Below are 21,117 nucleotides of genomic sequence, written 5' to 3' on the forward strand. Positions count from 1 at the left end.
CGGTGGGACCGGTGAGACGCAGAACGAAGGCTCCCGTGGCGCCGCTGCCCCAGCGCGACGGCGTCGACCCCGTGCGCGTGCGGCTGCCGGAGGATCCCGAGGGTGTCTGGGGAACCGTGCGGGACCACCTCGTGGCGCGCTTCGGGGGTGCGATCGGGGTCGGTCGGGTCGAGGAGATGCTCCGCGACGGGCGCTTCGTCGGGACGGACGGCCCGGTGGGCGGCGCGGAGCCGTACACGGCGGGACTGCACGTGTGGTTCCACCGGGACTTCCCGCCCGAGGAGCGGGTGCCGTTCGAGATCGGGGTCGTGCACCGGGACGAGCGGATCGTGGTCGTCGACAAGCCGCACTTCCTGGCGACGATGCCCCGCGGGCGGCATGTGACCGAGACGGCGATGGCGCGGCTGCGCCGGGAGCTGGGGCTCAGGGAGCTCCAGCCCGCGCACCGGCTCGACCGGCTGACGGCGGGCCTCGTCGTCTTCGTCGTACGGCCGGAGGACCGGGGCGCGTACCAGACCCTCTTCCGGGACCGGCTGGTGCGCAAGGAGTACGAGGCGGTGGCACCGTACGATCCCGCGGTCGCGCTGCCGGTGACGGTGCGGAGCCGGATCGTGAAGGAGCGCGGGGTGATGGCCGCCCGGGAGGAGCCGGGCGAGCCGAACAGCGAGAGCCGGATCGAGCTGGTGGAGCGGCGGGGCGGGGCGGGGGCCGGCAGCCGGACCCTGGGGCGTTACCGGCTGCTGCCGGCCACCGGGCGGACCCACCAGCTGCGGGTGCACATGAACGCCCTGGGGCTGCCGATCCTGCACGATCCGGTCTATCCCGTGGTGTGCCCGGACGGGCCGGAGGACTTCACGCGTCCGCTGCAGCTGCTCGCGCGGGCGCTGGAGTTCACCGACCCGTTCTCGGGCGTGGAGAGGCGGTTCGAGAGCCGGCTGGCCCTCGACGCGTTCAGTGGCCTCGGCTGATCCACTCCTCCAGGTGCGGGGCCTCGGCGCCGATCGTCGTGGGGTCGCCGTGTCCGGTGCGTACGACCGTCTCCGGCGGGAGGGTCAGGAGGCGGTCCCGGATCGAGCCGACGATGGTCGGGAAGTCGGAGAAGGACCGGCCCGTCGCGCCGGGGCCACCCTGGAAGAGGGTGTCGCCGGTGAAGACCGTGGCCAGGTCGGGGGCGTACAGGCAGACCGCTCCGGGGGCGTGACCGGGGGTGTGGAGGACCTTGAGGTCCGTGCCCGCGATGGTCAGGGTCTGACCGTCGGTGAGGTCGCCGTCCGGGGTGTGGTCGGGGTGGGTCTGCTTCCACAGCGGCTGGTCGTCGGGGTGGAGCAGGATCCGGGCGCCGGTGGCGGCGGCGAGGGCCGGTGCGGCGTCGATGTGGTCGTTGTGCGCGTGGGTGCAGACGATGGCGCGCAGGATGCGGCCGTCGAGCGCCGCGAGGATGGCGGGGGCGTCGTGGGCGGCGTCGATGACGATCGCCTCCGAGTCGTCGCCCACGATCCAGACGTTGTTGTCGACGTCCCAGGTGCCGCCGTCGAGCGAGAAGGTGCCGGAGGTGACCAGGTGGTCGATGCGGGCGGCCATCAGAGGACCACCACCGAGCGCAGGACGTCACCGTCGTGCATACGGGCGAAGGCCTTCTCCACGTCGCCGAGGCCGATGGTCTCGGTGACGAAGGCGCCGAGGTCGATGCGACCCTGCTGGTGCAGGTCGATGAGCATGGGGAAGTCCCGGGACGGCAGGCAGTCGCCGTACCAGGACGACTTGAGCGCGCCGCCGCGGCCGAAGACGTCGAGGAGCGGGAGTTCCAGCGTCATCTCGGGGGTGGGGACGCCGACGAGGACGACGGTGCCGGCGAGGTCGCGGGCGTAGAACGCCTGCTTGTACGTCTCCGGGCGGCCGACGGCCTCGATGACGACGTCGGCGCCGAAACCGCCGGTGAGGTCGCGGATGGCCTCGACGGGGTCGGCGGAGCGGGAGTTGACGGTGTGGGTGGCGCCCATCGACCGTGCCGTCTCCAGTTTGCGGTCGTCGATGTCGACGGCGATGATCTTCGCCGCTCCGGCGAGCCGGGAGCCGACGACGGCCGCGTCGCCGACGCCGCCGCAGCCGATGACGGCGACGGTGTCACCGCGGCCGACGTCGCCGGTGTTGAGGGCGGCGCCGATGCCGGCCATGACGCCGCAGCCGAGGAGACCGGCGACCTCGGGGGCGACGGAGGGGTCGACCTTGGTGCACTGGCCGGCGGCGACGAGGGTCTTCTCGGCGAAGGCCCCGATGCCGAGGGCCGGGGAGAGTTCCTGGCCGGTGGAGGCCAGCGTCATCTTCTGCCGCGCGTTGTGTGTGTCGAAGCAGTACTGGGGGCGGCCGCGCAGACAGGCCCGGCAGGCGCCGCACACCGCCCGCCAGTTGAGGATGACGAAGTCGCCGGGGGCCACGTCGGTGACTCCGGCGCCCACCGACTCGACGACGCCCGCGGCCTCGTGGCCGAGGAGGAAGGGAAAGTCGTCGTTGATGCCGCCCTGTTTGTAGTGGAGGTCGGTGTGGCAGACACCGCAGGCCTGGATCCTCACCACGGCCTCACCCGGCCCGGGATCGGGGATCACGATCGTCTCGACCCGCACGGGCTCGTTCCTGCCGGGGGCGACGACCCCCTGGACTCGCTGCGGCATGGCAGACACCCCTTCGCTGTAAGGCTCTTGGGTACCACTATCTCCTGACGCGACGCGAGACCCCCGCAGAGCGCGCCTGCGGGGGTCTCGTCACCTGTGGGGGCGGAAGCGGATTCGGCCCCAGGTCGTGTCCGGCGGATCGGTGCCGGATCGGCCCTAGTCCGTGGCCGCGGTGGCGCGGACCCGCTTGCGGACCAGGAACCAGCCGCCGACCAGCATCAGGGCGATGAGCGGGAGGCAGTTCACGGTGGTGCGGCTGATGCCGCCGTCCATCCACATCAGGACCAGGACCGAGCCGAGGAAGACCAGCGTGACGAGCTGGGTGTAGGGCGCCCAGGGCAGCCGGTAGCCGGGCCGGGTGACCAGTCCTTCCTTCGAGCGGTTCACGAACAGCAGCGAGCAGACCATGATCATGGCCCAGGTGCCGATGATGCCGATGGAGGCGAAGTTCAGCACGAGCTCGAAGGCCTCGCCGGGCATGACGTAGTTCAGCCCGACACCGACGACACCGAAGGCGGCGGTCAGCAGGATGCCGCCGTAGGGGACGCCGCCCTTGTTCATGACGCCGGTGAACTTGGGGGCGGAGCCCGACAGCGACATGGAGCGCAGGATCCGGCCGGTCGAGTAGAGACCCGAGTTGAGGCTGGAGAGCGCGGCGGTGAGGACGACCAGGTTCATCACGCCGGCGGCGCCGGGGATGCCGAGCTTGTCGAAGACCGTGACGAAGGGGCTCTGGTCGCCGGAGTACGCGGTGTACGGGAGCAGCAGCGCGAGCAGGACGACGGAACCGACGTAGAAGAGGCCCACCCGCCACATGATCGAGTTGATCGCCTTCGGCATGATCTTCTCGGGGTTCTCGGTCTCACCGGCGGCGACGCCGCACAGCTCGACGGAGGCGTACGCGAAGACGACACCCTGGATCAGCAGCAGCATCGGCATGACACCGCTGGGGAAGATGCCGCCGTTGTCCGTGATGGTGGACAGGCCCGGGGTGTGGCCGCCGACGTCGTGCGACGTCACGATCAGGAAGATGCCGATCAGCATGAAGGCGACGAGCGCGCCGACCTTGATGATCGCGAACCAGAACTCCATCTCGCCGAAGTACTTCACCGAGATGAGGTTGGCGGCGAGGACGACCGCGAGGGCGATCAGGGCCAGGATCCACTGCGGGACGTCGCTGAACATCGCCCAGAAGTGGGCGTAGGTGGCGGCCGCGGTGATGTCGGCGATCGCGGTCGTCGACCAGTTCAGGAAGTAGAGCCAGCCGGCGGTGTAGGCGCCCTTCTCGCCCATGAACTCACGGGCGTACGAGACGAAGGCGCCGGAGGAGGGGCGGTACAGGACCAGCTCGCCGAGCGCCCGGACCACGAAGAAGGCGAAGACGCCGCAGACCGCGTAGGCGATGAAGAGGGACGGTCCGGCGTTGGCCATGCGGCCGCCGGCACCGAGGAACAGGCCGGTGCCGATGGCGCCACCGATGGCGATCATGTTGATGTGCCGGGACTTCAGGTCCTTGCGGTACCCGGCGTCACCGGCGTCGACGTGGGGGGAGCCCGCCGGTGCCGGTGGCGTGGCGGACAGCGTGTCGGCCGCAGGGGAGATGCGGTCACTCATGGAGTTGTTCGCCTTCGTGAGGGGGGAGGGTCTGTGCGGTACCCGGCCGCGCGCGGAGGTCGTCCAGAACACGGCCAGCGGACATCGTCACGGCACGGCGGGTTTCTGGCAGTGGCCAATGTCACTGAACGCCCATATTTGAGCTACTTCTGAGCTTGCGCTGGGGTTGCAGGCGCGGGTACGGGCGGTTTACGGGCGTTTACGCGCGGCCTACGGCGCGAGGACGTCCAGCTCCTTGAGGGCGCCGACCGCGATCTGGCGGGTCAGCTCCTCGGCGCGGGCCGCGTCCTTCTCCCGTACCGCCTCGGCGACCTGGACATGAAGGGTGACGGCAGCCGGGTCCGGGTCCTCGAACATGACCTGGTGGTGCGTGCGGCCGGTGAGCACCTCGGCCACCACGTCGCCGAGTCTGGCGAACATCTCGTTGCCGGAGGCGTTGAGCACGACCCGGTGGAAGGCGATGTCGTGGACGAGGTACGCCTCCAGCTGCCGGCCGCGCGAGGTGGCGACCATGCCGAGCGCCTGCTCGGTCAGCTCACGGCACTGCCCGGGGGTGGCGTGGACGGCGGCGAGGCCGGCCGCGACCGGTTCGACCGCCGAGCGCAGCACGGTGAGCGAGCGCAGCTGACGGGGACGGTCGGCGCCGGCCAGGCGCCACCGGATGACCTGCGGGTCGTACACGTTCCACTGCTCCGTCGGCCGCACGGTCACGCCGACGCGGCGCCGGGACTCGACGAGGTGCATGGATTCCAGGACGCGCACGACCTCGCGCACCACCGTCCGGGACACATCGAAGCGCTGGGCGAGCTCGTCGGTGCGCAGCACGCTGCCGGGCGGGTACTCCCCCGCGGTGATCGCGAGGCCCAGGGTGGCGAGGACGTGCGTGTGGAGCCCCTGGGCCGGTGTCGTCATGGGGTCAGCCTATGCGGCGACCCGATCTCCGAACGAAAAGTATGACTTTTAAGTCACAGGCTCTTGAATAAGTCGTACCCAATAGGTTTCATGAGCGCGACGGAATCGATGTCGAAGAAGACAGCGAGGCACCACCCATGAGCACCACCCCCCAGACGGCACCCCCGGCACCCCCGGTCGTCGTCGTGATGGGCGTCGCCGGCACCGGCAAGACCACCATCGGTCCGCTGGTCGCCGACGCGCTCGGCGTCCCCTACGCCGAGGGCGACGACTTCCATCCGGCCGCGAACGTCGCCAAGATGTCGGCCGGCGTCCCGCTGGACGACGAGGACCGCGGCCCCTGGCTCGACGCGATCGGACAGTGGGCGCACGGCAGGGCGGGGCTCGGCGGAGTGGTGAGCAGCTCCGCGCTCAAGCGGATCTACCGGGACCGGCTCCGGGCCGCCGCCCCGGGGGCGGTCTTCCTCCATCTGACAGGTGACCGCGAGCTGATCGAGCGGCGGATGACGGCCCGCAAGGGCCACTTCATGCCGACCGCGCTGCTGGACTCGCAGTTCGCCGCCCTGCAGCCCCTCCAGGACGACGAGGCCGGTGTCGCCGTCGATGTGTCCGGATCCCCCGAGGAGATCACCGACCGGGCCGTCGCCGCGTTGCGCGCGCTCGCCGGCTGAGGTCCGTCAACCGCACCTCAATACGCCCCCCTACCTCCCGTAGCCCCCGTTCCCCCTCTGCCACACCCGTCCCCTAAGGAACCCACCGTGACCAGTCTCAGCGTCGAGATGCTGGCAGCGGGCGCCGCCGAGCCGATCACCTCGGCCGGCAACGCCCAGCTGGGCATAGCCGTGCTCGCGGGCATCGCCGTCATCGTCCTGCTCATCACCAAGTTCAAGCTGCACGCCTTCCTGGCGCTGACCATCGGGTCGCTGGGCCTGGGCGCCTTCGCCGGGGCCCCGCTCGCGGCGACCATCAGCTCCTTCACCACCGGGCTCGGCAACACCGTCGCGGGTGTGGGCGTGCTGATCGCGCTCGGCGCGATCCTGGGCAAGCTGCTCGCGGACTCCGGGGGCGCCGATCAGATCGTCGACACGATCCTCGCCAAGGCGGGCGGCCGGGCCATGCCGTGGGCGATGGTGCTGATCGCCTCCGTCATCGGTCTGCCGCTGTTCTTCGAGGTCGGCATCGTGCTGCTGATCCCGGTGGTGCTGCTGGTCGCCAAGCGCGGCAATTACTCCCTGATGCGGATCGGTGTCCCGGCCCTCGCCGGTCTGTCCGTGATGCACGGACTGATCCCGCCGCACCCCGGACCGCTGGTCGCCATCGACGCGCTCGGCGCCAACCTCGGCATCACCCTCGCGCTGGGCGTCCTGGTCGCCATCCCGACCGTGATCATCGCTGGTCCGCTCTTCGCCCGGTACGCCGCGCGCTGGGTGGACATCCCGGCACCGGAGAACATGATCCCGGCCCGGCCGTCGGAGGACCTGGAGAAGCGCCCCGGTTTCGGCGCCACCGTCGCCACCGTGCTGCTGCCCGTCGTCCTGATGCTGGTCAAGGCGCTGGTCGACATCGTCGTGGACGACCCGGCCAACGGTCTGCAGAAGGTCACCGACGTCATCGGCTCGCCGCTGATCGCGCTGCTCGCGGCCGTGATCGTGGGCCTGTTCACGCTGGGACGCGCGGCCGGCTTCACCCGGCAGCGGCTCTCGTCGACCGTGGAGAAGTCCCTCGCCCCGATCGCGGGCGTGCTGATGATCGTGGGCGCGGGCGGCGGCTTCAAGCAGACCCTGATCGACGTCGGCGTGGGCCAGATGATCCTGGACTTCTCCAAGGACTGGTCGATCCCCGCGCTGCTCCTCGCCTGGCTGATCGCGGTGGCGATCCGGCTCGCGACGGGCTCGGCGACGGTGGCGACGATCTCGGCCGCCGGTCTGGTGGCCCCGCTCGCCGAGGGCATGTCGGCGAGCGAGAGCGCGCTGCTGGTCCTGGCGATCGGTGCCGGTTCACTCTTCTTCAGCCATGTGAACGACGCGGGGTTCTGGCTGGTGAAGGAGTACTTCGGCATGAACGTCGGCCAGACGATCAAGACCTGGTCGGTGATGGAGACGATCATCTCGGTGGTCGGCATCGTCTTCGTGCTGCTGCTCTCCCTGGTGTTGTAGCCGTACGGAAACCGGGCGGCGCGGGCCGGTCGTGGCTGACACACTGTCGGTCATGACCGGCCCTCACGCGCTCAAACCGTTCCTGCTCGCCTTCCCCGGACCGCTGCGGGACCAACTCGTCGCCGCGGTGCTCTCCGGCGAGAAGACCTCGACGACCGGACTGTTCGCCGAGTGGGAGGCGGAGAAGGAGGAGCTGCCCGAGGTGGGCGAACGCTCGGCGCTCATCGACTCCGACGGGCGCGAGGTGGCGGTCGTGGAGGTGACGGAGGTACGGGTCCTGCCGTTGGGCGACCTCGATCTCCAGCACGCGCTCGACGAGGGCGAGGGACACACGTCGGTGGCCGAGTGGCGGGCCGATCACGAGCGTTTCTGGCACAGCGACGAGATGCGCGAGGCGATGGGCGACCCGGCGTTCACGGTCGACGACTCGACGATGGTGGTGGCGGAGCGCTTCCGGGTGGTGGAGCTGCTGCCCCGTACCTCCGAGGACTCGGGGGAACGGCCCTAGGGGGTGTCCGGCTTCCACTCCTGGGCGAGAAGACCGAGCAGCACCTCGTCCAGGAACTCGCCCATGACCCAGGCCGAGGAGCGCAGCACGCCCTCGCGGACGAAGCCGTTGCGCTCGGCGGAGCGCAGCATCGCGAAGTTGTCCGACAACGTCTCGATCTGCAGCCGCTGCAGGCCGCGCACGACGAAACCGTAGTGACACAGCACCGCGACCACGTCGGTGCCGTAGCCCTTGCCGCGCGAGGACGGCAGCAGTCCAAGGCCGATGTGCGCGGACCGGTTGTGGTTGTCGATACCCCACAGCGTCGCGGTGCCGACCAGCGTGCCGCCGTCCAGCTCCACCACGGAGAACGGGACGTGCCCCTGCTCCTTGTCGTCCACCACGAGCCGCGGATCCTTCGAGCCGGGCGTGATCGGCCGCCACGGACCGCCTTCGGCCCGCGCGGAGTTGACCACGTCGTCGTAGAGCTCGGCCCGCAGGATCGGGATGTCGTCCTCGTGCCGGGCCCTCAGCCCGACCTTGTCGCCCCTTAGCATGCGAGCTTCCTATCCGACCGGGCCGGCCTGCGGCAATCCAATAAGCCGTCGCCTCGGTCGGCATAGCGGCGGTAGCGGAAGTGCCCTGCCTCGCGCTCGTAGCGCCTGTGCAGGCGGAGGCCATTGAGCCAGGACGGTGGGCCCGATGGATTCAGTGGAGGCAGAGGCAGAACGGATGGCCGGCCGGGTCCGCGTAGACCCGCCAGTTGGCCCCCGGGCGGTGCTGGTCCGTCCGCTCCAGCACGGTCGCACCGAGCGCGAGCGCCCGCTTCTCCTCTCCTTCGAGATCGTCCACGTCGAAGTCCAGGTGGAGCTGCTGCGGGCGCTCCTGGCCGGGCCATTCGGGCGGTCGGTAGCCGTCCACCCGCTGGCAGGCCAGCGGTGTCCCCTCGAACCCGTGCACCTCGACCCAGTCGGCATCGTCGGCATCCGCGACGACCCGGCCGCCGAGCAGTTCCGCGTAGAACTCGGCGAGCCGTAGCGGATCAGCGCAGTCCAGCGCGACCGCCTGCAGCTTTCGAATCACTTCCGACACCCCTGTCTCTTCGGCCGCTTCCGCGACGCCCGGTACGGGAGTGGTCGTACCCGCCACCGCGGCAGGCATGCGCGGCGGCACGCGACCTGGCTCCGTGCGGCTCACCGGCCGGGGGCTGTCGGGCCCTAGCCCACCGCCTTCGCGGCGGCGCGGCCCGCCGCGCGGCCGGAGAAGATGCAGCCGCCGAGGAAGGTGCCCTCCAGGGAGCGGTAGCCGTGGACACCGCCGCCGCCGAAGCCGGCCGCCTCGCCTGCCGCGTACACCCCTTCCAGTACGTCTCCGCCCTCCGTCAGCACCCGCGACGACAGATCCGTCTCCAGACCGCCGAGCGACTTGCGGGTGAGGATGTTCAGGCGTACGGCGATCAGGGGGCCGGCCTTGGGGTCGAGGATCCGGTGCGGGGCCGCCGTGCGGATCAGCTTGTCGCCCAGGTACTTGCGGGCCCCCCGGACCGCCATCACCTGGAGGTCCTTGGTGAAGGGGTTGGCGATCTCGCGGTCGCGGGCGGTGATCTCGCGGCGGAGTTCCGCCTCGTCGAGGAGCGGCTCGTCGGTGAGCGCGTTCATGCCCCGGACGAGCGCGGACAGGTCGTTCTCGACGACGAAGTCCACGCCCTTGTCCATGAACGCCTTCACCGGGCCGGGCACGTCCTCCCGCGCGCGGCCGATGACGTCACGGATCGACTTGCCGGTCAGATCGGGGTTCTGCTCGGAGCCGGAGAGCGCGAACTCCTTGCCGATGATCCGCCGGTCGAGCACGAACCAGGTGTGGTCGTACCCGGTGCGCATGATGTGTTCGAGCGTGCCGAGGGTGTCGAAGCCGGGGAAGAGGGGGACGGGCAGCCGTCGGCCGCGCGCGTCGAGCCAGAGCGAGGACGGGCCGGGCAGGATGCGGATGCCGTGCCGGGCCCAGATCGGGTTCCAGTTCTCGATGCCCTCGGTGTAGTGCCACATCCGGTCGCGGTTGATGTGGTGCGCGCCCGCGTCCTCCGCGATGCCGAGCATCAGCCCGTCGACATGGGCGGGCACGCCGGAGAGCAGCTTCGCGGGCGGGGTGCCGAGCCGATCCGGCCACTGCCGGCGTACGAGGTCGTGGTTGCCGCCGATGCCGCCCGAGGTGACGATCACCGCCTGGGCCCGGTAGGCGAAGGCGCCCGTCGCCTCGCGGCTGCTGGCGGTGCCGCGTGCGGCGGCGGACGGCTCCAGGATCTCGCCGCTGACGGTGTCGACGGCTCCCGCCGTACGGCCGAGGGCGGTCACCCGGTGGCGGAAGCGGAACTGGACGCGGCCCGCGGCGACGCCCTCGCGGACACGGCGCTCGAAGGGGGCGACGAGGCCCGGTCCCGTACCCCAGGTGATGTGGAAACGCGGTACCGAGTTGCCATGACCGCCGGCGTCGTACCCGCCGCGCTCGGCCCAGCCCACCACGGGGAAGAAGCGCACCCCGCGCGCGTGGAGCCAGGAGCGTTTCTCGCCCGCCGCGAAGTCGACGTACGCCTCGGCCCACTTCCTCGGCCACCGGTCCTCGTCGCGGTCGAACCCGGCGGTGCCGAGCCAGTCCTGGAGGGCGAGCGCGTGGCTGTCCTTGATCCGCATGCGGCGCTGTTCGGGTGAGTCGACGAGGAAGAGCCCGCCGAAGGACCAGTGCGCCTGGCCGCCGATGGACTGCTCGGGCTCCTGGTCGAGCAGGATCACGCTCCGCCCGGCGTCCACGAGTTCGGCGGTGGCGACGAGCCCCGCGAGGCCGGCCCCGATCACGATCACATCAGCGTCGTACGACATGGACCGACTATTGGATACATGAATGTATCGAGTCAACCGTTCCGACCCGACGAAAACGCCTCGCGTTTCTCATGCCGAGCTGAACATGACTCCACGGCGCTGCTCCAGGCCGCACAGCGCCGGATCACCGGCCATCCCCGAAAGGACCACGCATGAACGACCTCACCGGCAAGACCGTGCTGATCACCGGCGGCGCCCGCGGGCTGGGTGCGGAGGCGGCCCGGCAGGCCGTCGCCGCCGGCGCGCACGTCGTGCTCACCGACGTCCTGGACGACGCGGGCGAGGCGGTCGCGGCCGAGCTCGGCGAGCGGGCGCGCTTCCTGCACCACGACGTGACCTCCGAGGAGGAGTGGGCCGCCGCCGTCGCTTACGCGGTCGCCGAGTTCGGCGGGCTGCACGGTCTGGTGAACAACGCCGGCATAGCGGCCGGGTCCTTCCTGGAGTCGGAGTCGGTGGAGCACTTCCGCAGGGTTCTCGACACCAATCTGACCGGGGTCTTCATCGGTATGAAGACCGCGATCCCGGCGATGAAGGAGGCCGGTGGCGGCTCGATCGTCAACATCTCGTCGGCGGCCGGGCTGATGGGTCTGGCGCTGACGGCGGGCTACGGCGCCTCCAAGTGGGGTGTGCGCGGTCTGACGAAGATCGGCGCGGTGGAGCTGGGCACCGCGCGGATCCGGGTCAACTCGGTCCACCCGGGCATGACGTACACGCCGATGACCGCCTCCGTCGGCATCGAGCGGGGCGAGGGCAAGTACCCCAACACCCCGATGGGCCGGGTCGGCGAGGCTCCGGAGATCGCCGGTGCCGTCGTCTTCCTGCTGTCGGACGCGGCCTCGTACGTGACCGGCGCGGAGCTCGCGGTGGACGGCGGCTGGACGACCGGTCCGACGGTGAAGTACGTCATGGGGCGGTGAGCCGTCGCGCACGGGGGCGGTAGGTGCGGCGGGGCGGTGATTTCATGGCGGCATGACCGACCCCGCTGAAGAGATCCTGGACGTCGTCGACGAGAACGACGAGGTGATCGGGCAGGCCCCGCGCGGCGAGGTGTACGCGCGGGGCCTGATCCACCGCTGCGCCTTCGTCCTGGTACGGGATGCCCAGGACCGGATCTTCGTGCACCGCCGCACCCCCACGAAGCTGCTCTTCCCCTCGCTGTACGACATGTTCGTCGGCGGGGTCCTCGGCGCGGGCGAGTCGTACGACGCGGCGGCGCTGCGCGAGGCCGAGGAGGAGCTCGGCGTGAGCGGACTGCCCCGCCCCGCCCCCCTGTTCCGCTTCCTCCACGACTCCGGGGGCGTCGCCGGGAAGTGGTGGTCGGCCGTGTACGAGGTGCGTTGCGAGCTGCCGGTGAACCCGCAGGCGACGGAGGTCGCCTGGCACGCCTTCATGCCGGAGGAGGAGCTGACCGCCCGGCTCGGCACCTGGGAGTGGGTGCCGGACGGTCTGGCGGCGTACGAGCGGATGTCGGCGCTCCGGGCGGGCCGCCCGGCCGGCCGGCAGCGCGCGAGTGGAAGCGGCGCCGGCGGAAGCCGCGCGAGTGGAGGCCGCGCGGGCGGAAGCCGCGCGAGTGGAGGCCGCGCGGGCGGAAGCCGCGCGAGTGGAGGCCGCGCGGGCGGAAAGGGCGCCGCCGAGCTGGGTACGGGCGACGAGGGTGCCGACGGATAGGGTGCCCCGGTGAGCGACTTCGTACAGAGCCTGCGGTCGTGGTTCGCGCCGCGGCGGATCCGCGACGAGGGCGAGACCCCCGACTATCGCTTCTCACTGGCCAACGAGCGCACCTTCCTCGCCTGGATCCGGACCGCGCTCGCGCTCGTCGGCGGCGGTTTCGCCGTCGACCAGTTCCTGCCGGATCTGCGCTGGGGGGTACGGGTCGGGCTCGCGCTGGCCCTGCTGGGCGCGGGGGCGCTGTGCGCGCTGCGGGCGGTGAACCACTGGGTGCGGTGCGAGCGGGCGATGCGCCGGGGTGAGGATCTGCCGGTGTCGCGGTTCCCGACGGTGCTGAGTCTCGCGGTGGCCGTGGTGGCGCTGACGATGGTCGTGGTCGTCGTCTTCGGCTGGGCCGGGCGGTGACGGAGGCACGGGATCCGGGGCTGCAGCCCGAGCGGACGCGCCTGGCCTGGCGGCGTACGACGCTGACCTGCACGGTCGTGGCGGTGCTGGCCGCGAAACAGGCGATCCATGACGACATCACCGCGGCGGGAGTGGCGGGGGCCGCGCTGTCGGCGCTGGTCTGGGTCGCGTTCCTGGCCGTCGCCCACCGCCGTATCCAGTCCCTGGACGCGGCTCGGCCACGGCCGCTCTCGCACCGTGGCGCGCTGCTGGCTGCCGTGTGCACGATCGCGCTGGCCGGGTTCGCCGTCGCCGTCGTGGTCTGAGCGGACCGGGTGACGTCAGTCGGGCCACTCCACCGTGACCACGACCTTTCCGTTCAGGCCGCCCTCCGCGTTGGCGCGCTGGGCGTCGGCCGCCTGTTCCAGCGGGTACGTCTTCGCGACCCGTACCGTCAGGACGCCCTCCTCGGCCAGGACGGCGAGCGCGGCGAGGTCGTCGGGGTCCGGGCGGACCCAGAAGTAGCGGCCGCCGAGGCCGATGACCTCGCCGTCGGCGACCGAGGCCAGCCGCCCCTCGGGTGCGAGCACCTCGGGGGTGACCTTGAGGAACGGGCCACCGATGGTGTCCAGGACGGCGTCGACGCCCGCCGGGGCGAGGGCGCGGACCTGCTTGGCGAAGGTGTGCTCGTCGTAGAGGACCGGCTCGGCGCCGAGCTCCCTGATCCGGTCCTGGCCCGATTCGCGGGCCGCGCCGATGACCCGGCAGCCGAGGTGACGGGCGATCTGGACGGCCATGGAGCCGACGCCGCCGGCCGCCGCGTGCACGAGGACGGTCTCGCCCGAGCGCACGGCCAGCGCCTGGCGCAACACCTGATAGGCGGTGAGTCCGGCCAGCGGCAGGGCCGCGGACTCCTCGAAGCCCATGGTGCGGGGCTTGCGGGCCAGGGTGCGGACGGGGGCGGCGACGTACTCGGCGAAGGTGCCACGGGAGAGGAAGTCCTCGCGGACATAGCCCATGACCTCGTCACCGACGGCGAACTCCGTGACGGAGACTCCGGGCTGCACGACGACTCCGGAGACGTCCCAGCCGGGGATGACGGGGAAGACGGCGTCCATCATCCCGTCGAGGTGTCCGGCCTGCGCCTTCCAGTCGACGGGATTCACGGCCGCCGCACGCACCTTCACGAGCACGTCGTCCGGTCCGACCTTCGGATCGGGCCGCTCGCCGTACTCGAGCACCTCGGGTCCGCCGTAACGGCTGTAGCTGATCGCCTTCATACCCCGAACCATCGAGGCGGTGCCCCCACCTCGCAAGCGGGACTCCCCCGGTCGGACGTCATCCCGTCGGCGGAGTACGGCGACGCGTTCGCCGAGGCCCAGGGGTAGAAGCACGACGGGCACGGGGACGACCACCGAGCCGAGTCCGTCCCCGCATCGCTCGACTCATCACCCGCGGCCTCGACACCCTCGACTCATCACCAGCGCGGGACTTCCGGCGTCGTCCACGCCGGGTCCGCCACCCGCATCGCCGCCGCGTCGTCGCGGTCGCGCATCGTGCCGTCGTCGTCGCGCCAGCGGCGGTGCAGGGCCGCCAGGCGGTCCCGGTCCAGTTCGACGCCGAGGCCCGGGGCGTCGGAGACCGCGAGCCGGCCGTCGCGGAAGACGGGCCGGACGGTGACGACGTCCTCGGTCTGCCACGGGTAGTGGGTGTCGCAGGCGTGGTGGAGGTCGGGGAGGGTGGCGGCGACCTGCGTCATGGCGGCGAGGCTGATGCCGAGGTGGGTGTTGGAGTGCATCGACAGGCCGACCCCGTACGTGCGGCAGAGCGCGGCGAGTTCGCGGGTGCGGTGCAGGCCGCCCCAGTAGTGGTGGTCGCAGAGCACGATCCGTACCGCGTCACGGGCGAAGGCCGTCGGCACCTCCTCGAAGGTGGTGACGCACATGTTGGTCGCGAGCGGTACGTCCGTACGGGCCGCCACCTCGGCCATCGGCTCCGTGCCGCTCGCCGGGTCCTCCAGGTACTCGAGGACGTCCTTCAGCTCCCGCGCGACGGCCAGGGACGTCTCCACGGACCAGGCGCCGTTGGGGTCGAGACGGAGCGGGCGGCCGGGGAACGCCTCCGCCAGGGCCCGGATCGCGGCGATCTCCCGCTCCGGCGGGAAGACGCCCCCTTTGAGCTTGAACGAGCGGAAGCCGTACCTACGGTCGAAGCGGCGGGCCTGGGCGACGACGCCGGCGTGGTCGAGCGCCGCGCCCCAGTCGTCCGCCTCGCCGCCGTCGGGGTGGGCGGCCCAGCGGTAGAAGAGATAGGCGCTGTACTCGACGGAGTCGCGGACCTTGCCGCCGAGCAGGGCGTGGACCGGGAGGCCGAGCGTCTTGCCGAGGGCGTCCAGGCAGGCCACCTCGAAGGCGGAGACGACGGAGAGGCGGAGCTTGTCCACCGTCTGCACGCCTCGCAGCCCGCCCGCGTCGACCCGCCCGTCCGTGGCCGTCGAGTCCCCGCACACCTCCCCGGCGAGCGCGAACAAACCGTTCACGTCCGTGACCGAGCGGCCGGGCAGCGCCACGGCGAGGGGCCGGGCGAGCTCCAGATACCCGCCGTCGCCGTAGGTCTCGCCCAGACCGACGACACCGCCGCGCGTGACCACTTCGACGATGAGCCGGGGCGTGTAGGGCTGGTGCACTCCCTGGGTGTTGAGCAGCGGGGGGTCGGAGATGAGGATCGGGGTCAGCCGGACTTCCTCGACGAGCAGCTCTGAATTCATATGTGAACCCTATTCATGGACCAGATCCAGGGGCCAGCCCCCGGAAGAGCATTTCAGGTCCCGCCCTGGACGACATACCGACTGGTCGGTCATCATGGGCGCCGACCCCACGACCGCTTCCGGAGGTACGCACGATGAGCTCAGCCCCTCCCCCGCAGTCCGCGACGCGGGAGGTACCCCCACCGGGTCTCGACCCCGAGCAGCTGCGCGGGTTCCTCGACCGCGAGCGGCCCGGACTGGTGGCCGGCCCGCTCACCGCTCGGCTGATCGAGGGCGGCCGGTCCAACCTCACCTACGTCGTCACCGACGGCACCGGCCGGTGGGTGGTGCGCCGGCCCCCGCTCGGCCATGTCCTGGCCACCGCCCACGACATGAAGCGCGAGCACCGGGTGATCAGCGCCCTGCACCCGACGGCCGTGCCGGTCCCGGAGACGGTGCTGCTCTGCGAGGACGACAGCGTCCTCGGAGCGCCGTTCTACGTCATGGAGTTCGTCGACGGAACGCCGTACCGCTCGGCCGGCCAGCTCGCCCCGCTCGGGCCCGAGCGGACCCGGGCCGCCGTCCTCGGACTGGTCGACACCCTCGTCGATCTGCACGCCGTCGACCCCGCCGAAGTCGGCCTCGGCGACTTCGGGCGCCCGGAAGGGTTCCTCGACCGGCAGCTGCGCCGCTGGGGCAAGCAGCTCGACGCCTCGCGCAACCGCGACCTGCCCGGCATCGACGAGCTGCACGCCACCCTCGGCCGTGACCTGCCCGCCTCCCCCGCCGCGACCGTCGTGCACGGCGACTACCGCCTCGACAACGTCCTGATCGGCGAGGACGACCGCATCAAGGCCGTCCTGGACTGGGAGATGTCCACCCTCGGCGACCCGCTGACCGACCTCGGCCTGCTGGTGATGTACAGCGCGAAGCTGGACATCCCCCACTCCCCCGTCAGCACGACCGCGGCCGCCGCCGGACACCCCGCGCCCGACGAGCTGATCGAGCGGTACGCCGCCCGCTCGGGCCGCGACACCTCGGCCATCTCCTGGTACACGGCCTTCGCCTGGTTCAAGCTCGCCGTGATCCTCGAGGGCATCCACTACCGCTACACCCTCGGCCAGACCGTCGGCGCCGGCTTCGACCGCATCGGCGAACTCGTCCCCGTCTTCATCGAGCACGGCCTCACCACCCTCCAGGAAGGCTGATCAGCCATGGACTTCGCATTCGACGCGCGCACCGAGGAGCTGCGGGCGAAGCTGCTCGCCTTCATGGACGAGTACGTCTACCCCGCCGAGCAGGTCGCCCACGAGCAGCGGGCGCGGCTCGCCTCGCCGTGGGACACCCCGGCCGTGGTCGAGGAGCTCAAGGCCGAGGCCCGCGGGCAGGGCCTGTGGAACCTCTTCCTTCCCGACGAGGAGCACGGGGCGGGACTGACCAACCTCCAGTACGCGCCGCTGGCCGAGATCACCGGCCGCAGCCCGCAGTTGGCGCCCACGGCGCTCAACTGCGCCGCCCCGGACACCGGGAACATGGAGGTGCTCGCCCAGTTCGGCGACGAGGCGCAGAAGAAGCAGTGGCTGGAGCCGCTGCTGGCCGGGGAGATCCGCTCGGCGTTCGCGATGACCGAGCCCGAGGTGGCCTCGTCGGACGCGACGAACATCGAGACCCGGATCGAGCGCGACGGGGGGGACTACGTCGTCAACGGCCGGAAGTGGTACATCTCCGGTGCGATGAACCCCGACTGCAAGATCTTCATCGTGATGGGCAAGACGGACCCAGACGGCGCGGACGTCCGCCGCCAGCAGTCGATGATCCTGGTGCCGCGCGACACCCCGGGCGTGGAGGTGCGCCGTGCGATGCAGGTGTACGGCTACGAGGACCACTCCCACGGCGGTCACGCGGAGGTCCTCTTCCACGACGTCCGCGTGCCGGCCTCGAACCTGATCGGCGAGGAGGGCGGCGGCTTCGCGATCGCCCAGGCGCGCCTCGGCCCGGGCCGCATCCACCACTGCATGCGGCTGATCGGCATGGCGGAGCGGGCCATCGAGTTGATGTGCCGCCGGGCCGTATCCCGTACGGCCTTCGGCAAGCCGATCGCCCAGCAGGGGGTCGTGCAGAACTGGATCGCCGACGCCCGGGTGACGGTCGAGCAGCTGCGGCTCCTCGTCCTCAAGACCGCCTGGCTGATGGACACCGTCGGCAACCGCGGCGCGCACACGGAGATCCAGGCCATCAAGATCGCGACCCCGCGCGCGGTGGTCGACATCCTCGACAAGGCGGTCCAGGTCCACGGCGCGGGCGGTGTCTCGCAGGACTTCCCGCTGGCCGAGCTCTGGGCCGGGGCGCGGACGCTGAAGCTGGCGGACGGCCCCGACGAGGTGCACCAGCGCTCGCTGGCGCGCCGGGAGCTGAAGAAGTACCTCTAGCGCGAATCTACGGGCGCAGGGCGCGCAGCAGCAGGTCGGCGAGGTGGTCGGCGACCTGCTGCGGCGTCATCGGGCCGTCCGGGCGGTACCAGGTCGACAGGTGGTGCACCGAGCCGAAGTGGTAGTCCACGACCAGGTCGGCCGGGGTCGCGGTGGAGAACACCCCGGCCTGCTGCCCCTCCTCGATCAGGGCGCGGAAGCGCTCGTGGTAGCGGCGGCGCTCGGACCGTACCTGCTTGTTCTTCTCCGGGCTGAGGTGGTGCATGGAGCGGAAGAAGATCGACGCGTCGTCGAGGTTGTCGATCGTGGTGACGACGACGTCGGCGGCGGCGTCGCGCAGCCGCCGCTCCACGGGGGCGTCGGCGTCCGCGAAGGCGTCGAGCCGCTCCTGCTGGAGCCGCAGCACCCGGGAGTAGACCTCCTGGAGGAGGTCCTCCTTGGAGCCGAAGTAGTGGTAGAGCGCACCCTTGGTGACGCCCGCCGCCTCCACGATCTCCTGGACGGAGGTGCGGTCGTACCCCCGCTCCGCGAAGAGCCGGGTGGCGGCGGCCAGCAGCCTCTGGGGGACGGGGGTGCCGCTCCCGTCCGTCGTCCTGGCCATGCGCCGCCGCCTTTCCGTCGTGCTCGTCATCATTCGGGGGTCATCGGGGGGAACGCAGTTCCCTTCGGAGGATCTTCCCACTTGTCGTCTTGGGCAGCTCCGCCAGGATCTCGACCTCGCGCGGATACTTGTACGCGGCGAGCCGCTGCTCGCAGTAGGCGGAGAGGTCGGCGGGCTCGGCGCTCGCCCCCGGGCGCAGGCTCACGTACGCCTTGACCGTCTCCCCGCGGTAGGCGTCGGGGATGCCGACGACGGCTGCCTCGCGGACCGCCGGGTGGGTGTAGAGGACATCCTCCACCTCCCGTGGCCAGACCTTGAATCCGGAGGCGTTGATCATGTCCTTCTTCCGGTCGACGACGTAGAGCCAGCCGTCCGCGTCCATGAAGCCGATGTCTCCGGTGCGCAGCTCGCCGTCGGGGAAGGTGGCGGCGGTGGCCTCGGGCAGCCCCCAGTAACCGGGGACGACCTGGGGGCCGCGGACGGCTATCTCGCCCTGTTCGCCGAAGGGGACCTCGGCGCCGGTCTCGTCGAGGACGCGGACAACGGTGTCGGGCCCGGGGACGCCGACGGAGAGGGTTCCGGAGGCCGGATCGACGGGCGCCTCCTTCTCGGGCGGTACGGAGGCGCAGGGCGCGGTGCACTCGGTGAGGCCGTAGCCGTTGCGGATGTACGGGCCGAATCCGGCGCGGAACTTCTCGACGAGGGCGGGCGGCAGCGGGGCACCGCCCGAGGAGACGACCACGAAGGAGGAGAAGTGGTCGCGGGTGGCCTCGGGGTGGGCGCCGAGCGCCATGAAGGCGGTGGAGGGGCCGACGGTGTAGGCGGGCCGGTGCTCCAGGAAGGCGTCCAGGACCACGCCGGCGTCGAAGCGGTAGGCGAGGACGAGGGTACCGGCGTTGGCGAAGCAGGCGGAGAGTTCGCAGACGAGGCCGGTGATGTGGAAGAGCGGGGCGAGCGCGAAGTAGCCGGCGCCCGGCGGGACGGGGTGCCCGGTGCGCTGGCGTTCGGCGTTGTGGATCACCCCTCGGTGCAGGTTGAGGGCGCCCTTGGGGGTGCCGCTGGTGCCGGAGGTGTAGCTGATCAGGGCCACGTCGTCGCCGTCGAGCTCGCGGTTCGCGGGGGCCGGGTGTCCGGCGCGGGCGACGGCGAGCAGGTCGTCGACGTCGGTGGCGACGCGGTCGAAGCCGAGGACCCGGGGGTCGTCGCGGGTCTGCAGGTCGCGTTCGCAGGCGGTGAGCGCGATCCGTACGGAAGAGTCGGCGGCGGTCTCCCGCAGATGGCTCACCCACGCGCGGTCGGAGCAGATCAGCGCGGTGGCCCCGGAGTCCCGCAGGGCGTGGCCGACCTCGCCCGACTTGTACATCGGGTTGAGCGGGACGACGGTGGCGCCCGCCTTCCAGGCGCCGAGCAGGGCGAGGACGAAGTGCGGGCTGTTCTGGAGCATGAGGGCGACCCGGTCGCCCCGCTCCACCCCGCGGGCGGCGAGGTGACCGGCGACGGAGTCGGACAGGGCGTCGGTCTCGCGGTAGCTCAGACGGGCGTCGAAGTAGGCGAGGGCCGGGTGCTCGGGGGTGCGGGCCACGGCGGCCCGGAAGGCGTGGAGCACGGTGGGCGGCGGGGAGATGGGCGCCCGCTGGGCCTCGCTGAGCTGCGCCAGCCAGGGCATCGCGGCGTAGATCGACTCCTTCGTGGTCATCGGCCCGCCCCTTCCCACTTCCGCTGGATGTGGTTCATGTTGCCCAGCCAGCGCTCCGGGTCGGCGGCGCGGGCCCGGTAGTAGTCGGCGACCTCGGGGTGCGGGAGCACGAGGAAGCGGTCGGCCTCGATGGCGTCGAAGAGCGAGTCGGCGACGTCCTCGGGTTCGATCGCGGTGGGGGCGAGGACGAGTTCGCCGGCCGATCCGGCGGCGGTGAGCATGTCCGTACGCACGCCCTGGGGGCAGATGGCGTGGACCTTGACGCCGCGGTGGCGGTAGGTGAGGGAGAGCCATTCGGCGAAGGCGTACGCGCCGTGCTTGGAGACGCTGTAGGGCGCGGCGCCGACCATGGTGAGCAGGCCGGCGGCGGAGACGGTGGAGACGAAGCGGCCGCTGCCGCGTTCCAGCCAGTCGGGCAGCAGGGCGCGGGCCGCGCGGACATGCGCCATGACGTTCACGTCCCAGGCGGCGGCCCAGACGGCCTCGTCGGCGAAGGCGTCGCCCGGCGAGGCGAGTCCGGCGTTGGCGCACCACACGTCGACGGTGCCGCCGAGAGCCTCGCGGGCCTCCTCGACGATCGCGGAGGCGTCGCCGGGAACGGCGGTGCCGCCGATCTCCTCGGCGACGGCCTTGGTACGGCCGGGGTCGAGGTCGTTGACGACGACCCGGGCCCCCTCGGCGGCGAAGCGCCGGGCCAGCGTGGCCCCGATTCCGCCTCCCGCACCCGTGACGACCACTCCAGCGCCCTGCACCGTACTCATCGGGATCCGCCTCTCCGTTGCGACAGTGTCAGCAGACTAACCAGTCGGTATGTTGCCTGGGAAGCCCTCTTCGCCGGGGGCTCGCCGCGCACGCCTCGTTCCCCGCGGGCGGTCCGCGCGC

The 21,117-nt window shown here is 71.5% G+C and carries 21 protein-coding genes and 1 pseudogene; 10 read left to right on the top strand and 12 right to left on the bottom strand.

Translation table 11 applies throughout. The features are described 5' to 3' along the window. Positions 1-11: 11 nt before the first annotated feature. Complete coding sequence (locus tag ABZY12_RS20850; protein WP_356892370.1) at positions 12-968, top strand: pseudouridine synthase; 957 nt, start codon at positions 12-14, stop codon at positions 966-968. Here the strand turns inward: ABZY12_RS20850 and ABZY12_RS20855 are convergent. From ABZY12_RS20855 to ABZY12_RS20870, 4 genes are all read right to left on the bottom strand, one after another. Further along, positions 952-1,581 (bottom strand): MBL fold metallo-hydrolase, encoded by a 630-nt coding sequence (locus ABZY12_RS20855; protein ID WP_356892372.1) that lies wholly within the window; start codon positions 1,579-1,581, stop codon positions 952-954. The two genes, ABZY12_RS20850 and ABZY12_RS20855, sit on opposite strands and share 17 nt — an antisense overlap. After that, positions 1,581-2,669 (bottom strand): S-(hydroxymethyl)mycothiol dehydrogenase, encoded by a 1,089-nt coding sequence (locus ABZY12_RS20860; RefSeq protein ID WP_356892374.1) that lies wholly within the window; start codon positions 2,667-2,669, stop codon positions 1,581-1,583. The genes ABZY12_RS20855 and ABZY12_RS20860 overlap by 1 nt, the downstream gene beginning before the upstream one ends. A 156-nt stretch (positions 2,670-2,825) precedes the next feature. After that, positions 2,826-4,283 (bottom strand): amino acid permease, encoded by a 1,458-nt coding sequence (locus ABZY12_RS20865; protein WP_356892376.1) that lies wholly within the window; start codon positions 4,281-4,283, stop codon positions 2,826-2,828. A gap of 210 nt (positions 4,284-4,493) precedes the next feature. Beyond that, complete coding sequence (locus ABZY12_RS20870; RefSeq protein WP_356892378.1) at positions 4,494-5,195, bottom strand: FCD domain-containing protein; 702 nt, start codon at positions 5,193-5,195, stop codon at positions 4,494-4,496. A gap of 137 nt (positions 5,196-5,332) precedes the next feature. Here ABZY12_RS20870 and ABZY12_RS20875 point away from each other — a divergent pair, with 137 nt between their 5' ends. The 3 genes from ABZY12_RS20875 (at position 5,333) to ABZY12_RS20885 (ending at position 7,859) form a co-directional block, all read left to right on the top strand. Continuing rightward, on the top strand, positions 5,333-5,866 hold the full coding sequence (locus ABZY12_RS20875; RefSeq protein ID WP_356892380.1) for a gluconokinase: 534 nt from the start codon (positions 5,333-5,335) through the stop codon (positions 5,864-5,866). Between the two features lie 87 nt (positions 5,867-5,953). Beyond that, complete coding sequence (locus ABZY12_RS20880; protein WP_356892382.1) at positions 5,954-7,351, top strand: gluconate:H+ symporter; 1,398 nt, start codon at positions 5,954-5,956, stop codon at positions 7,349-7,351. Positions 7,352-7,403: 52 nt separating this feature from the next. Continuing rightward, complete coding sequence (locus ABZY12_RS20885; protein ID WP_356892384.1) at positions 7,404-7,859, top strand: ASCH domain-containing protein; 456 nt, start codon at positions 7,404-7,406, stop codon at positions 7,857-7,859. Here the strand turns inward: ABZY12_RS20885 and ABZY12_RS20890 are convergent. The 3 genes from ABZY12_RS20890 to ABZY12_RS20900 form a co-directional block, all read right to left on the bottom strand. Beyond that, entirely contained in the window at positions 7,856-8,395 is a 540-nt protein-coding gene (locus tag ABZY12_RS20890; protein ID WP_356892386.1) for a GNAT family protein, read from the bottom strand. The two genes, ABZY12_RS20885 and ABZY12_RS20890, sit on opposite strands and share 4 nt — an antisense overlap. A 151-nt stretch (positions 8,396-8,546) precedes the next feature. After that, the gene (locus tag ABZY12_RS20895) at positions 8,547-8,921 is read right to left on the bottom strand and encodes a VOC family protein (protein ID WP_356892388.1); all 375 of its coding nucleotides are present in this window, start codon (positions 8,919-8,921) and stop codon (positions 8,547-8,549) included. A gap of 134 nt (positions 8,922-9,055) precedes the next feature. Continuing rightward, a complete protein-coding gene (locus ABZY12_RS20900; RefSeq protein WP_356892390.1) occupies positions 9,056-10,711 on the bottom strand; it encodes an FAD-binding dehydrogenase in 1,656 nt (551 codons plus the stop codon). A 152-nt stretch (positions 10,712-10,863) separates the two neighbouring features. Between ABZY12_RS20900 and ABZY12_RS20905 the strand changes: the two genes are divergently transcribed. From ABZY12_RS20905 to ABZY12_RS20920, 4 genes and pseudogenes are all read left to right on the top strand, one after another. Next, positions 10,864-11,628 carry a glucose 1-dehydrogenase gene (locus tag ABZY12_RS20905; protein WP_356892392.1) on the top strand — a complete coding sequence of 255 codons (765 nt, stop codon included), beginning with the start codon at positions 10,864-10,866 and terminating at the stop codon, positions 11,626-11,628. Positions 11,629-11,680: 52 nt separating this feature from the next. Beyond that, positions 11,681-12,193, top strand: a pseudogene (locus ABZY12_RS20910) (NUDIX domain-containing protein); the annotation flags it as partial. A 195-nt stretch (positions 12,194-12,388) separates the two neighbouring features. Then, a complete protein-coding gene (locus tag ABZY12_RS20915) occupies positions 12,389-12,784 on the top strand; it encodes a DUF202 domain-containing protein (protein ID WP_356892394.1) in 396 nt (131 codons plus the stop codon). Continuing rightward, positions 12,781-13,089 (top strand): DUF202 domain-containing protein, encoded by a 309-nt coding sequence (locus ABZY12_RS20920; protein WP_356892396.1) that lies wholly within the window; start codon positions 12,781-12,783, stop codon positions 13,087-13,089. The genes ABZY12_RS20915 and ABZY12_RS20920 overlap by 4 nt, the downstream gene beginning before the upstream one ends. 15 nt (positions 13,090-13,104) lie before the next feature. Here ABZY12_RS20920 and ABZY12_RS20925 read toward each other — a convergent pair whose 3' ends face one another. Next, positions 13,105-14,043, bottom strand: coding sequence for an NADP-dependent oxidoreductase (locus tag ABZY12_RS20925; RefSeq protein ID WP_356892398.1), 939 nt, complete (start codon positions 14,041-14,043; stop codon positions 13,105-13,107). Between the two features lie 197 nt (positions 14,044-14,240). Then, positions 14,241-15,530 (bottom strand): glucarate dehydratase family protein, encoded by a 1,290-nt coding sequence (locus ABZY12_RS20930; protein ID WP_356892400.1) that lies wholly within the window; start codon positions 15,528-15,530, stop codon positions 14,241-14,243. Between the two features lie 134 nt (positions 15,531-15,664). Between ABZY12_RS20930 and ABZY12_RS20935 the strand changes: the two genes are divergently transcribed. After that, a complete protein-coding gene (locus ABZY12_RS20935; RefSeq protein ID WP_356892402.1) occupies positions 15,665-16,717 on the top strand; it encodes a phosphotransferase family protein in 1,053 nt (350 codons plus the stop codon). A gap of 6 nt (positions 16,718-16,723) precedes the next feature. Beyond that, positions 16,724-17,938, top strand: a complete 1,215-nt coding sequence (locus ABZY12_RS20940; RefSeq protein WP_356892404.1) for an acyl-CoA dehydrogenase family protein — start codon at positions 16,724-16,726, stop codon at positions 17,936-17,938. Between the two features lie 7 nt (positions 17,939-17,945). Here the strand turns inward: ABZY12_RS20940 and ABZY12_RS20945 are convergent, their stop codons facing one another. Genes ABZY12_RS20945 through ABZY12_RS20955 form a run of 3 tightly spaced genes read right to left on the bottom strand, consistent with a single transcriptional unit; the run spans position 17,946 to position 20,996 of the window. After that, entirely contained in the window at positions 17,946-18,539 is a 594-nt protein-coding gene (locus ABZY12_RS20945; RefSeq protein ID WP_356892406.1) for a TetR/AcrR family transcriptional regulator, read from the bottom strand. A 40-nt stretch (positions 18,540-18,579) separates the two neighbouring features. Further along, positions 18,580-20,235 carry an AMP-binding protein gene (locus ABZY12_RS20950; protein WP_356892408.1) on the bottom strand — a complete coding sequence of 552 codons (1,656 nt, stop codon included), beginning with the start codon at positions 20,233-20,235 and terminating at the stop codon, positions 18,580-18,582. Then, positions 20,232-20,996, bottom strand: a complete 765-nt coding sequence (locus ABZY12_RS20955; RefSeq protein ID WP_356892410.1) for an SDR family oxidoreductase — start codon at positions 20,994-20,996, stop codon at positions 20,232-20,234. The genes ABZY12_RS20950 and ABZY12_RS20955 overlap by 4 nt, the downstream gene beginning before the upstream one ends. Positions 20,997-21,117 lie beyond the last annotated feature (121 nt).

This window comes from Streptomyces sp. NPDC006551, from assembly GCF_040611675.1.
GTDB lineage: Bacteria > Actinomycetota > Actinomycetes > Streptomycetales > Streptomycetaceae > Streptomyces.